We start from the raw sequence: 13,615 nt of genomic DNA, 5'->3' as shown, positions 1-13,615 counted from the left end.
TGTTATGGAACATAAAGTGCCGCATAGAAAAGAATGGATTGAAGCAAGGAAAAAACTCTTACAGAAAGAAAAAGACTTCACAAAGTTAAGGGATAAACTTACACAGCAGAGACGAGATTTACCATGGGAAGCCGTTAGCAAGTCTTACATATTTGACGGTCCGAACGGTAAGGTATCATTAGCAGATCTATTTAATGAAAGAAGTCAGTTGATCGTTTACCATTTCATGTTCAGTCCAAATAGTCCTTCGAATCATTTAGATTCTCAGGACTATTTTTATATCATCTACTATAAGGGTAGAGTCTACTAGTTGGTGCTTTTGGTAATTTAATAGGTTACTTTACCGATACGTATCATTGTTCATACATAGTAATTGTTAGTGTTATTTAATGAATTAGCAATTTGTCTTATTCCTTTTTCAATATCTGTAGGTTCACAATTGGAAACATTGATTTTTAATAATTTTTCTTGAAAAAAGTTATCTAAATAGTTTTGCTTAATAGATTTCACCTGAATATTTTGTTCATTTAATTGTTTAATTAATGCAGTCATATCAACTTGTTTGGGCAATACAATATGACTGTGCATTACGAGGTCGGTTGCGTACTTGAAATTTATTAGATGAGTTTTTAAAGACGTTTGAAGTATTTGAGCACGAGCTAGATATTTATCTCTAACTTGTTTTTGATAGTGTTCAAACATACCACTTTTTAGATACAGCTCTATAGCTGCTTGTGAAATCATTGAACTATCGATATCATTTACTGTTTTATATTGCTGAAAAGTTTCTATTAACGAATCAGGTAAAACTGCTATACCAATACGTAAACCTGGGAACATTATTTTCGAAAAACTTTTCAAGTAAATAACACGGCCATGCAGATCATTTGCAAACAGTGGATCATTTTTATTCATATATTCAAAATCTGCTAAATAATCATCCTCTACAATATAAACATTGTATTTATAAGCTAATTTTAAGATTTCTAATTTTTCTTTTTTATTATAGGAAGTACCTAATGGGTTTTGAAATCTTGGCATAGTATAAAAAAATTTTATATCACCCTCACGGAAAATTTTTTCGAGTTCTTGTAAATTAATCCCCTCTATTGTTCGCTTTATCCCTATTACAGGTAATTTATATAATTTTACTAAGTCAATGTATAAATGATAGCTTGGCTGCTCTATTAAAATCTTAGTTTTATTATTTGAAAAAGGCATAGTACTCAGTAAAAAAAGAGCTTGCTGAACGCCTGAAGTAATAAATATTTGTTTTTTTTGCGTAAATACTTGATATGATTTTAATAATTTTTCAACCTCATTTATTAACGATGGTAAGCCCTTATTGGTACCGTATCGAAATAAGTCAGCCTGAAACGTATCAATTGCTTTATTTAAACAATGTTGAAAATCTTGATACGGAAACGAATGCCAATTAGGAGCTGAAGTCGCAAAATCAATTTTACTCGTTTTAAATGGCTGTATAAACATCTTATGCTCAACTACATAAAAACCACTTTTGGGTCTTGCATAAATAAGGTGTTGATTTTCTAATTTCTCAAGTGCAGTAAGGATACTACTATTACTACAAGCAAATTGATTCGCTAAATTTCGTATTGATGGAATCTTTGATCCCGCTTTTAACTCTCCAGATTGAATTTGAGTAAGTAAAGATTGATATACATATTCATATTTGAGCATTTTATAACTCCTTTAAATAATCCTATATTTTCCCTGTATCGGTACAGATGTTAAATTTTTAAACGTTACATTTTAAAAAGCACATAAAATATAAGTATCGGCCGGTTCAAAATTTAGTATAGGGAGAGATGTATTTTGCCAGAACAAAAAACAAAGCAAACTCTTTCATTGAAAGATTCAATCGAATCACGTCGTAGCATTCGAAAATTCATTCAAGAAACAATTCAAGACGAAGAAATCCAAGAAATTTTTAAACTTGTTAGATTAACACCGAGTGCATGGAATATTCAACCATGGCATTTTCATATTATCAAGGATATTCAACTAAAGGAAAAACTTCAAGAAGCAGCTTATGGTCAGAGACAAGTAACCTCTGCTCCAGCAGTTGTAATTATTTCAGTTGATATGGAGAATTCAATTAGCCGTTTATCGGAAACAATCCATCCTGGTATTTCTGAAGATCGAAAGCAAATTGAAATAGCTAATCTTTCATCAGTTTTTGAAAAGATGAGTAAAGGAGAAAAAATAGCATGGGGTCTAACACAGGCAAATATTGCACTCGGTTTTCTTTTACTAGCAATTCAAGGACTTGGTTATTCTAGCGTGCCAATGTTAGGTTTTGATCAAGCGAAGGTTAAAGAACTGTTAGGTCTACCCGAGCATGTAGCTTTTGCTGCTATGGTACCATTTGGTCGCGCTGACTCAGACGGTTATGAACATCATCGTTTTGAATTAGATAAGATTATTACTTTTCATTAATCACAAGGAGCAGGCTTTTTAAACCTGCTCCTTTCAACAATATGGTTGAATCCTCCTGTACCGATACAGATACAAATTATTTACCTCGATAAGAATTACTTTTTTACATAATATTAGCATTAACAGTTCTGATTAATAGGGGGAAAACATTATGACTGATAAAAGAAAAGCTTATATAGCAATTACTATTTGTTCATTAATCATTGGGTTATCATTTCTTTTTGTAAAACAAACGTTAACAATAGCATCACCACTTGATACCTTAGCACATCGTTTTACAATTGCCTGGCTTGCTGCCACGATCATTTTAATCTGTAAAAAAGAAAGTATTAGGATTAAGAGAGGTGATTTATTTAAAATTTCATTTCTTGCCACATTTTATCCAGTACTATTTTTCTCATTGCAAATTTTTGGACTAATGCATACAACCTCCTCTGAAGCAGGTGTTATACAGGCTACAGTTCCAATATTTACTTTGCTACTAGCTAGCTTACTATTAAATGAATCATCAACAATTGTACAAAAAATTGCGATATTCATTTCTGTTCTTGGGGTCATGTATATTATGTATATGAATGGAGTTAAGAACATTAATACTAGTATCGTAGGTAGTATCTTAATCTTATTATCAGCGCTAGCAAACTCAATATATAATGTTTTAACAAAAAAACTCCTTCAACAATATTCATTATTTACGATCACATATTTCATTACTCTTATTGGGTTTATTGTATTTAACGGAATTACTCTATTTTTGCATTTAAGGAATGGAACAATTCAACAATTTATCCAGCCTCTTAAACACAATGATTTTATCATTGCTATTTTATATTTAGGGATTTTTTCTTCTTTAGGTACATCCTTTCTTTCAAATTATGCTTTATCAAAATTACCGACTTTTCAGATAAGTGTATTTCAAAATCTATCTACACTTATTACAATTTTAGTTGGTATTCTGTATCTCAAAGAGTCATTCCATTATTATCATATAATTGGTAGTTTTCTTATTATCTTTGGTGTTGTTGCTGTAAATTACTTTAATAAGAAAGTAATCCTAGATAAGCATATTCGTAAAATAAATATGTAAGTTTATTATTCATAAAAATTTTGATAACAATTTAGATGAAGTTCAAGTTGCTAACTAAGATACTAAATCTTTATATTAAAAAACATAATAGCTTTTTCTCTTTCAAGTAATGTTTTAGATAGAGTAACGTGAAATAAATAAATGATTTAATAATTAATATTTAGTTTATACGTGAAAATAAACAGGTCCTTAATAATCGAGGACCTGCTTGTTTTCGTTTATATAAAAACTAGATTAATTAGTCTTTTATAAATGTTAGTAAAGCTTCATTAAATTCTTTTGTATGAGTTGCGTTTAACCCATGCGGACCACCCTTAATTAGAGCGAGCTTACTACCAGGAATGGCTTCATATGTACGTTTTCCACTTAACTCAAAAGGTACAGTTGCATCAGAGTCACCGTGAATAATAAGAGTAGGTATATCGAACTTTTCCAAGTCCTTTCTAAAATCTGTCTTACTAAAGGCCGTTATGCAATCTAGCGTTCCCTTAGGTGAGGCACTAGCTGCAATATCTCGATTATATAATCGGAATGGCTCACTAACTAAATCTGTTTGATTACCCGCCGCAAAAAATCCTTTCGTAAATTTGTCAAGAAATGCAATGCGGTCATTAAGCACGCCACTTTTGAATTCTTCAATTGTTGCATCATCCAATGCACCTTCAGGATGATCCTCTGATTTGTATAAATAAGGAGGAACTGCACCAGCAAAAACAGCCTTCTCAATACGATCTGTTCCATACGTACTAATATATCGAGCTACCTCGCCTCCACCCATAGAAAAACCAACAAGTGTGACATTTTGAAGATCTAAATGTTCTAACAGTTTATGTAAATCAGAAGCAAATATATCATATTCATATCCCTCCCACGGCTGAGATGATTTTCCAAAGCCTCGACGATCATATGTTATGACTCTGTAACCTGCTTCAATAAGAGCTGGCACCTGATATTCCCAAGAACGTCCACTTAAGGGCCAACCATGTATTAAGACTACGGGTTTCCCTGAACCATGGTCCTCATAATAAAGTTCAATTGGAGCATGATTTTCATTACCTACAGTAAATTTTGCCATCTAAATTTCCTCCCATGAATTTTCATTATTAAACCTATATTCTTGCTTCTCTGATCAAAAAAACTCTTTACTCTAAAACATTTAAACTATTTTTTTAGTAAATGTTTAAGATTATTATATTCGCAACTACTAAAATTGTAAAATTATTCCAAAAACGTTAAATCAATTAATATCTTTGTTTACAATTTAAATAGTCTGAACATTAGGTATAAAGCCACTTTTTTAACTTTGGAATATTATGGTAAAATTAGGATGATTTTAACAAAGGAGGGTATGTATGACTAAGACAATTGGTCTTATTTGTGGTAGTTTACGTAAAAACTCTTATAATCGAATCATTGCTCAATCATTAACAGAGATGGCTGATTCCCATCAATTCCGTTGGATCGAGATTAATGATCTACCTTTATTCAATGAAGACTTAGAAACAAATATTCCGGAAGCAGTTACATCATTTAAATCTGCTATCCAGGACGTTGACGGTATCATTATTGTAAGTCCAGAGTACAATTCTGGCATTCCAGGCGTATTAAAGAATGCATTGGACTGGGCATCAAGACCACGGGAATCCGCTGTTCTAAGTAGAAAACCGGTTGGATTAATTGGTGCAACTCCTGGAGGATTAGGTACTGTCTATGCTCAAATACAAATCAGAGAAATACTAGAAACAATGCAAGCTCATGTTCTTCCATTTCAAAAAATGCTGATTTCCCAAGTACATGAAAAGATTGATTCCGATCATAAAGTACTGACTGACGAACGAACAAAACGATATCTTCATCGTTATTTACAACAATTTATCAATTGGATAGATAAAACTCCTGTTTTAGATTAATAGAAGGAGAGCAATTTTTTCTGATTTTTGCGAAACTGATTGACGTACAAACGAAGAAATTTATGATAATATTCCAGGTTTAAACTTTCTTCGATTACTTAATTTTTAGGAGGAATACATAATGTCTGATCTCTATTCTCGTATTAATAAAGATGATGCTGTCGTCCTTTTAGTGGATCATCAAACTGGTCTTATGGCTGGACTAGTTCGTGATTATGGTGTTGATGAATTCAAGAACAATGTTTTGGCGCTTGCTCACACTGCTAAGTTTTTTGATTTACCTGTTATTTTAACAACAAGCTTTGAAAACGGGCCTAATGGACCACTAATGCAAGAATTAGTTGATCTTTTTCCTAACGCGCCAAAAATAGCACGTCCTGGACAAATTAATGCATGGGATAATGATGATTTTGTAAAAGCAATCGAAGAAACTGGAAAAAAACAACTTATTATCGCTGGCGTAGTTACGGATGTTTGCGTTGCTTTCCCAGCACTTTCCGCAATAAAAGCTGGTTATGAAGTATTTGCTGTTACTGATGCTTCAGGCACTTTTAGCAAACAAGTTGCAGATGCGGCGAATACGCGAATGGCACATAGTGGCGTGCAACTTTTGAACTGGTTTAGTGTAGCGTGCGAATTACAACGCGATTGGCGCAATGATGTCGAAGGTTTTGGTAATTTGCTTGCTAGTAATCTTCCAGGTTATCAAAATATAATTGGAAGCTATATGGCAGCTCAGCGAAATCTGAGTAAACAAAATGTATAAATTTAGTGTAGCGCTGGTTTAATCAGCGCTTTTTTTTTATTTGAAAGTAAAGCTCATCCGACGTTTAGGATATAGCTAAACTTATAGTTAATTTGTAAAATGGTAGCGCAGGCATATGCACCCACACTACCATTTTCTATTTTACTATTTAATCAATTTCTTATACACTAACTTTCGGTATAAACACTTACAGAAAGTTTTTTATTAAGTACTCGTTAATTTGGTTATATTCATGCTGGTATACAGGTCTTCCGATGGTCCCATATATAACTTTGACATCAAGGATTCCTAAATCCTTTAAAAAGTTCAGATACTTTCTCGCTGAAACCCTTGAAATGCCAACAACATTTGCCACTTCTTCGGTGGAAAACGGTACCTCTTTCAATTCCTGAACAGCCTCCCATACTTGCTTTAAAGTATCCTTAGTCAATCCTTTTGGGAGCTCTTCAACTATTGCAGTTTCATCCCTATGTAAAAGATAATTATCGAGCTCTTGTTGGCTGACTGCTTTCAGTTTATCGGTAAACCGGGTCTTTTGCTGATAGCTGACAAGAGCAGCATTGAACCTTTCAAATTCAAAAGGCTTTATTAAATAATCAACAACACCGTATCTTAATGCCTTTTTGATTCGCTCTAGATCTGATGCTGCCGAAATAATGATTACATCAACTTCAAGTTCATTTTTCCGGAGGTACGTCAATAGCTCTAAACCCTGTTTGCCTGGCATAAAAATATCCAGAAGTATAAGCTGTATCTCTCCCTTTCCAAGTAAAAGGATAGCATCATCAACTGAATTGGCTACTGTAGTCAAACGGAAACCACCAATCTTAGAAAGGTATCGTTTATTGATTTCCGCCACCATAGGGTCATCTTCAACAATCATAACATTGATCATGCCTTTTCATCCTCTGCTTTATAAGGTATGTACACCGCAAAATTCGTTCCCTTTCCCGGCTTAGAAGAAATGATTAGGTCCCCTTCTAGTCTTTCAATCCCCTGAGCTAAAAGATAGAGTCCGACCCCGCGGTTATCTCCTTTTGTGGAGAAGCCTTTATCGAATATTTTATTTTGTATTGCTTTTGTCATTCCCATACCTGTATCCTTAACCTCGATTGTTAAAATATCCTCAGCGTAATCAAGCTTTAAGTCAACTTTTTTGACAGCACTGTTCGCTATCGCTTCCATTGCATTATCGACAAGGTTTCCAATAATCGTTATGAGTTCTTGGGTGATTCCCGGGTTCACAGGCTGGGGAATCTTATTAGAACAATCAAATGAAAGTGATGCACCTGACTCTCTTGCAAAGCTTAGCTTGCCAATCAAAAATCCTGCTAGAACCGGATCCTGGACATTCTTGGTTACAAAACCCATTTCCATTTCCCGGTGGTTAACTGTTTCACTCACATAGTTCGTAAGTGTATCGTATTGTTCTGTACGGACAAGGCCAAGAATAACATGCATCTTATTCATGAATTCATGGGCATGAGCACGGAGGGCATCCGCATAATTGCGCACACCTGTGAGCTGTTCGGCCAATAACTGAACTTCCGTTTTATCACGGAATGTAGCGATTGCTCCAACCGCTTGATTCCCCACCACTACCGGTACCCTGTTTACCAAAATAGTAACTCCATGCAGATCCTGTTCCTGATCAACCTCTGTTTCTCCAGACTGCAAAATACGGGTTAAGCGGGTCTCTGGCAAATAATCTTCTATTTTGAGTCCTTTTGGATTCCCTTCTAGGCCGGCTTTATTAAAAAGCTTTTGGGCAGCCCTGTTTACAAGGGTAATTTTTCCTTCTTGGTCAATGGCTATAATTCCTTCACGCACCGACTGGAGCATGGAACTCCGCTCTTCAAGCAGCCTAGCAATAGCGAACGGCTCGAGGCCCAATAGGATTTTTTTGATAAACCTGGCCAAGCCCACCGCACCGGTTATCCCGATTAATATTCCAATTATTGTCCCTATCATCATCCCCATCCGACCTTTATGTACAGCCTTCGTTACGTTTTCCAAAGAAATCCCTACCGCAACAGCGCCGATTTGTTTTCCATTTGAATTCATTATTGGTGCAAATGCCCTCATGGATGGGCCGAGAATCCCCTTGGAGATAGATACGTATTCTTTCCCTCGAAGCACCGGTCCTTCATCTCCTCCTCTGAATCTCTTTCCAACTTCACTTGGATCCGGATGGGAAAGCCGTATTCCTTTCATATCCATGACGACAATAAAGTTAACATGCGTTAAATCTTTTATTTGATTAGCAAAAACTTCTATTTCTGTCGAATTTGTTTTCCCCTCAAGAGACCCAATCACTTGCGGGTTAAGAGAAACGATTTTTGCAATATTGAGTACCTTTTCTTTCTGTGTCTCTTCCACACTGGAGGTAATTCTTTTACTAATTAGCAAATCGGTTATACCTAGTGACAAAGCGACAACAAGGCCTACAAAAATAATGATGATGGCTTGTAAACTAAATCTGCTCTTTTTCATAATCTCCTCCAGTTTATCTGCTTAATGATAGTATGAATAAGGTTTATCTATTACATACTAAGAGACCGCGAAGCTCTATGGAAGAGCTTTGCAGTCTCTATATTAAATCAACTTATTAGTGAAATTTCTCCCACCACGATTTGGTTAATCAAGTTATGGTAAAGAAATAAAGATGGAGTCAATATAAATCTCCATCTTTATTTTTTATCCAATATTTAGTCTCTGTTTTATTATTAGGGATAACCGTTAATAGCTTTCCCCTTTGACTTCTATACTTCTATAGCTACACTCTTAATTACTTTATACTCAGCTTTCCACATAGCATCTTCTATCGCATTTTCAACATCTTGAATATCTGCTCTTGCAATTCCTTCGTTTATAGCGGCATAAGCTACTTCAACGGCTACGTATTTTGAGACTTCATGTAGCTTTTCAATGGATGGCAGCAGGGATGCGCCAGGTTTACTGGTGTCAGACATACTTGCAACCGCATAAGCGGCAGCTGTAAACATTCCTTTTGAGAACACTTCAGCTTTTGCAACAATCGCCCCCAAGCCTAGGCCTGGGAATACAAATGCGTTATTTGACTGTCCAATTTCATAGGAAACACCTTTGTATTCTACATTGGCAAACGGGCTACCGGTTGCAATTAGAGCCTTACCATCGGTCCACTTAATCAGATTTTCCGGCACTGCTTCAGTCAATGCAGTCGGATTGGACATAGGCAAGATGATAGGACGCTCAACGTGCTTAGCCATTTCTTTAATAATTTCTTCAGTGAATGCGCCGGCTTGTCCTGAAGTACCAATCAGGATTGTTGGCTTCACCCTCTGAACTACTTCCATTAATGAAATGATCCCTTCCTCATTCTTATCCCAGTCCTTAACTTCATCCACCTTTCTTGCATAAGGCTTTTGGAAGTGCAGAACATCTGGTGTGTTATCTGTTAGTAGCCCCCGATAGTCTACAGCCCAGAAACGATCAAAGGCTTCTTCTCTGGTCGATCCTTCTAGAACCATGGCATCTGCCATTTGGTCTGCGTTACCAATGCCGGCTGCCCCTGGTCCAAAGACAACAATGCGCTGGTCCTTCATGGATTCTCCTGTTACTTTCAAAGCGGACATAATAGCAGCAAGAGTAACGGCACCTGTCCCCTGGATGTCATCGTTGAATGTAAGGATTTTGTCACCATATTTGTCCAATATATTTCGAGCATTGACGTTGCCAAGGTCCTCCCAGTGAATGAGAACATCTGGAAAGAACTTTCTTGCAGTCTGAACGAATAACTCAATGAATTGATCATAACGATCACCCCGGACACGTGCGAATTTGTTGCCGATATACATAGGATCTGCAATCAAAGCTTGATTGTTCGTACCAACATCCAACACGATTGGTAGAACACGGTTTGGATCAATACCAGCTGCAGCCGTGTACACGGCAAGTTTACCAATCGCAATATTAATACCGCCTATCCCTTGGTCCCCAATACCAAGAATGCTTTCAGAGTCAGTCACGACGATTAAATCAATACCATTTTTGGGTTTTCCAAGATTATAAAATGCCTTTTCAATACCCTCAGGATTATCAATGGAAAGATATAAGCCATCTGAGCGACGGTATCTATGGGAGTATGACTGGATTGCATCACCGACAGTTGGCGTATAGATGATTGGGAGCATTTCTGCCAGGTGTTCTTTCAAAAGACGGTAAAACAAGACAACATTACGGTTATATAAATCATAAAGCAGCCCGTTTTTGAACAAATTGGTCGTCCGCATCGAATATTGTTCATAGACCCTACTAACTTGTTCATCAAGGGTTATTACTTGTGGCGGTAACAAACCTTCAAGTCCAAGGTCTTCCCTTTCCTCTTTCGTAAAAGCTGTTCCTTTATTCAAAAAAGGATTGGAGAGAACTTCTTTTCCTTTTGTTGTAGTTATAATAACATTCTCAGGTACACTCTCAAGTACATTCATGGTGTTTCCTTCCTTCTATCTTAAATTAGCTATTTTAGACAATACCGAAACCATCTTAATAAAATTTTCCTTATCTCACTATTTTTTTAACTAAAAACCCATTTTTGTAACTAAAAAAAGCAGAAAGTAAATCGCTGACTGCTTTGTTTTAGTTTCAATTTTAAATTGCCATTAAAAGCTTAAGCAGCATGATGGCCAAGATTTTAGTGGATTTTTACTTTATTGTCATGATGCTCTTGCAATTGATTTATTAGCTTTTTTCTTTTCGGACATTTTAAATACATAATTAACAATAATAGGACAAACTATTGCAGATATTACACATGCTGCTGCAACTTGTGCAGTAGCTCCTGGTGCTATTGCAGCTAAGGTTGGATCTGCTACTGCAACAACAGCTGGTGTAGCTACAGCATTCCCTGCAGTTGACCCTGTTGCTAAACCAACGATCGGATTTTCTTTAAATAACTTTAATAGTACATAAGCTCCAATTCCAGTGAATGCAGCTATTAATCCTAGTAATATCCCAGGACCTCCAGCTTTTATAATAGTTGAAAGATTCATTCCTGCACCTAATGGGAATGAGAAGAATGGGATTAATAATAATTTACTGCTTCCAAGGAACTTTCTCATATCAGAATCAATATTTCCTAAAATCATTCCTATTACGATCGGAATTAATACTCCTATAAGTGTTTGAAAAGGAATTGTGGCAAGACCAGATGCACCTAATGCAACTAATGTAAAAAATGGACCATCTTTTAAAGAAAATAAAGCATATGCGCCTACATCGGTTTCGTCTCCATATGATGAAGCAAGAGATGCATATAATCCGCCATTTGCATTTAATAATGCTGCTAGGATCGCTAATGGTGATAATCCTAATATTCCGGCAGGCCCAAAAAGCATTGCTACAGTTATACCGATACCTGCACCCACTATAAATTTTCCTGTTAATAATATTGCACCTTTTTTTAATGCCTTTGGTGCTAATTTGAAATTAATTTGTGAACCAATTAAAAACATAAAACACGCCAAAATGGTAGACGATGCTTCTTTACTAAATAATGCCGTTGTAAAACTTCCAATTTGTAAAAATTGTGGGAAAAAGGTATTCGTTAATACTCCTAAAAAAAGTGGAACAACCATCAGACCACCTGGAATTTTATCAAGCGTTTTCTTAATTGGAATTTGCATTTTTAACCCTCCTAAAATAGTTTTATCATCTCGAATGAATCCATTGTTTTACCAATCGCTCAAATAATTGTAGAAAGCGGTTCCATTTTTCTTGCATGATGTACTATGTTTTGTTACCTGTCTATCATATTCTGATGAAAAGTATTTTCATAGTTTATGAAAGTTTTGTAATCCTTTTTGTAAATAAAAAAAGTAAGCAGTTTGAATAACTGCTTAAAAAAAGTTTTTTAATAGGTATTCATTGGATTACATGAATGATTCCCACATGAGGGCTGGTGAATTTTATCCCAATCAAACTAAAACCATAAAAAAGCCACAAGGAAAATTAATTCCCTTGTGGTCATCTATATTTTTATGGGGGAGATTGTATAAAAAAAGATTAATAGTTTTTAGTAAAAAGGGTGTTTATCTGAAACACCCTTTTTAAATTTGTTTTGACTGCTAAACTGCTTGATTTATTTTCTTACATTATTACATTTTGATCGAAATAACGCCTGTGAAGTCGCCATAGATTTTCTTCGATCCAACCATTTTGTAAGCACGGATTTTGTAGTAGGATGCTAACGATTTTTGGGTCCATTTGGCATATAACGTAAAATCTCCACCAGTTACAACATCTTTTCTAAAATTCCAAAGAGTTGTACCCTTAGTTCTAATTAGCAAAGACCGCAAGCTGTTTCCATGCATGCTTGCGGTCTTTCTGTTACAATAACTACTTCAATTAGTAATAATTTTTAGGAGTGATAAAATGATTTCTTTAAATGGAAAAACTGCAATAGTTACTGGAGCAGGAAGAGGCATTGGACGTGCTACGGCTATTGCCTTAGCAAAAGAAGGCGTTCATTTAGGTCTAATCGGCTTAAATATATCTAATCTAGAAAAGGTAGCTGCTGAACTAGCACAATTTGATGTAAAGGTTTCGGCAGCAACAGCAGATGTAACCGATCTTGAATCCGTTACCCATGCTGTTGAACATATCAAATCAGACTTAGGCCCAATTGATATCCTAATCAACAATGCTGGTGTTGCTAAATTTGGTGGGTTCCTTGATCTAACACCAGAAGAATGGGAAAAAATCATCCAAGTCAATTTAATGGGTGTGTATAATGTAACAAGAACAGTATTACCGGGAATGATTGAAAGAAAATCAGGAGATATCATCAATATCTCTTCATCTGCTGGCCAAAAAGGTGCTCCTGTTACAAGTGCTTACAGTGCTTCTAAATTCGCTGTTTTAGGACTAACAGAATCACTTATGCTAGAAGTAAGAAAACATAATGTCCGTGTTACTGCTTTAACACCAAGTACGGTCGTTACTGATTTAGCCATTGATACAAATCTTGTTAAAGGCAATGAAGAAAACGTTATGCACCCAGAAGACCTTGCAGAATTAGTCGTGGCTAGTTTAAAATTTAATCCAAGAGTTTTCATTAAAACAGCTGGATTATGGTCAACAAATCCATCATAAAACGAAGCAGATCCATTGGGGTCTGCTTCTTTAGTTCGAGCAAAATACTCTTATATGTATCAGTGATTCAAGGACATATTTTATCAATATCAACAATTAACTGGTTAACTTCATTCTGTGCTAAGCGTACAAGCATTTGATCGTAGAAAGTAATAATTTGCCCATCCTCTCCATGCTGATGTTTTTTTAAAATAATGACAAATAGTATTTAACTGGTATTCATTAAGGACCGACTTTGTTTAGAAATTCTTAACTTTC

At 35.5% G+C, this 13,615-nt stretch carries 13 protein-coding genes; 6 read left to right on the top strand and 7 right to left on the bottom strand.

Features of this window, described 5'->3' with window-relative positions:
- The first annotated feature begins 4 nt into the window (after nucleotides 1-4).
- A complete protein-coding gene (locus ACFVRR_RS01085) occupies nucleotides 5-310 on the top strand; it encodes a DUF899 family protein (RefSeq protein WP_387323785.1) in 306 nt (101 codons plus the stop codon).
- A 50-nt stretch (nucleotides 311-360) separates the two neighbouring features.
- Here the strand turns inward: ACFVRR_RS01085 and ACFVRR_RS01080 are convergent, their stop codons facing one another.
- On the bottom strand, nucleotides 361-1,701 hold the full coding sequence (locus ACFVRR_RS01080) for an aminotransferase-like domain-containing protein (RefSeq protein WP_387323783.1): 1,341 nt from the start codon (nucleotides 1,699-1,701) through the stop codon (nucleotides 361-363).
- A gap of 135 nt (nucleotides 1,702-1,836) precedes the next feature.
- Here ACFVRR_RS01080 and ACFVRR_RS01075 point away from each other — a divergent pair, with 135 nt between their 5' ends.
- Nucleotides 1,837-2,460 carry a nitroreductase family protein gene (locus ACFVRR_RS01075; RefSeq protein ID WP_335487680.1) on the top strand — a complete coding sequence of 208 codons (624 nt, stop codon included), beginning with the start codon at nucleotides 1,837-1,839 and terminating at the stop codon, nucleotides 2,458-2,460.
- 151 nt (nucleotides 2,461-2,611) lie between these two features.
- Nucleotides 2,612-3,547, top strand: a complete 936-nt coding sequence (locus ACFVRR_RS01070; protein ID WP_387323781.1) for a DMT family transporter — start codon at nucleotides 2,612-2,614, stop codon at nucleotides 3,545-3,547.
- Nucleotides 3,548-3,785: 238 nt separating this feature from the next.
- On the opposite strand, the gene ACFVRR_RS01065 is transcribed toward ACFVRR_RS01070, so the two are convergent.
- Nucleotides 3,786-4,622 (bottom strand): alpha/beta fold hydrolase, encoded by an 837-nt coding sequence (locus ACFVRR_RS01065; RefSeq protein WP_387323779.1) that lies wholly within the window; start codon nucleotides 4,620-4,622, stop codon nucleotides 3,786-3,788.
- 277 nt (nucleotides 4,623-4,899) lie between these two features.
- Here ACFVRR_RS01065 and ACFVRR_RS01060 point away from each other — a divergent pair, with 277 nt between their 5' ends.
- The gene (locus ACFVRR_RS01060) at nucleotides 4,900-5,457 is read left to right on the top strand and encodes an NADPH-dependent FMN reductase (RefSeq protein ID WP_387323777.1); all 558 of its coding nucleotides are present in this window, start codon (nucleotides 4,900-4,902) and stop codon (nucleotides 5,455-5,457) included.
- Between the two features lie 121 nt (nucleotides 5,458-5,578).
- Nucleotides 5,579-6,223, top strand: coding sequence for an isochorismate family cysteine hydrolase YcaC (ycaC, locus tag ACFVRR_RS01055; RefSeq protein WP_097976051.1), 645 nt, complete (start codon nucleotides 5,579-5,581; stop codon nucleotides 6,221-6,223).
- A 187-nt stretch (nucleotides 6,224-6,410) separates the two neighbouring features.
- On the opposite strand, the gene ACFVRR_RS01050 is transcribed toward ycaC, so the two are convergent.
- From ACFVRR_RS01050 to ACFVRR_RS01030, 5 genes are all read right to left on the bottom strand, one after another.
- Complete coding sequence (locus ACFVRR_RS01050) at nucleotides 6,411-7,118, bottom strand: response regulator (protein WP_387323773.1); 708 nt, start codon at nucleotides 7,116-7,118, stop codon at nucleotides 6,411-6,413.
- Nucleotides 7,115-8,716, bottom strand: a complete 1,602-nt coding sequence (dcuS, locus tag ACFVRR_RS01045; RefSeq protein ID WP_387323771.1) for a DcuS/MalK family sensor histidine kinase — start codon at nucleotides 8,714-8,716, stop codon at nucleotides 7,115-7,117. The genes ACFVRR_RS01050 and dcuS overlap by 4 nt, the downstream gene beginning before the upstream one ends.
- A gap of 269 nt (nucleotides 8,717-8,985) precedes the next feature.
- Nucleotides 8,986-10,695 (bottom strand): NAD-dependent malic enzyme, encoded by a 1,710-nt coding sequence (locus ACFVRR_RS01040; protein ID WP_387323768.1) that lies wholly within the window; start codon nucleotides 10,693-10,695, stop codon nucleotides 8,986-8,988.
- A 225-nt stretch (nucleotides 10,696-10,920) separates the two neighbouring features.
- Nucleotides 10,921-11,889, bottom strand: coding sequence for a 2-keto-3-deoxygluconate permease (locus tag ACFVRR_RS01035; protein WP_387323766.1), 969 nt, complete (start codon nucleotides 11,887-11,889; stop codon nucleotides 10,921-10,923).
- A gap of 471 nt (nucleotides 11,890-12,360) precedes the next feature.
- Complete coding sequence (locus ACFVRR_RS01030; RefSeq protein WP_387323763.1) at nucleotides 12,361-12,561, bottom strand: hypothetical protein; 201 nt, start codon at nucleotides 12,559-12,561, stop codon at nucleotides 12,361-12,363.
- Nucleotides 12,562-12,637: 76 nt separating this feature from the next.
- Between ACFVRR_RS01030 and ACFVRR_RS01025 the strand changes: the two genes are divergently transcribed.
- Nucleotides 12,638-13,357 (top strand): 3-ketoacyl-ACP reductase, encoded by a 720-nt coding sequence (locus ACFVRR_RS01025; RefSeq protein ID WP_069033091.1) that lies wholly within the window; start codon nucleotides 12,638-12,640, stop codon nucleotides 13,355-13,357.
- Nucleotides 13,358-13,615 lie beyond the last annotated feature (258 nt).

This window comes from Gottfriedia sp. NPDC057948 (genome assembly GCF_042887255.1).
Classification (GTDB): Bacteria; Bacillota; Bacilli; order Bacillales; family Bacillaceae_G; genus Gottfriedia.
Note: the sequence above shows the minus strand (reverse complement) of the source record. Positions and strands in the feature narration are given on the sequence as shown.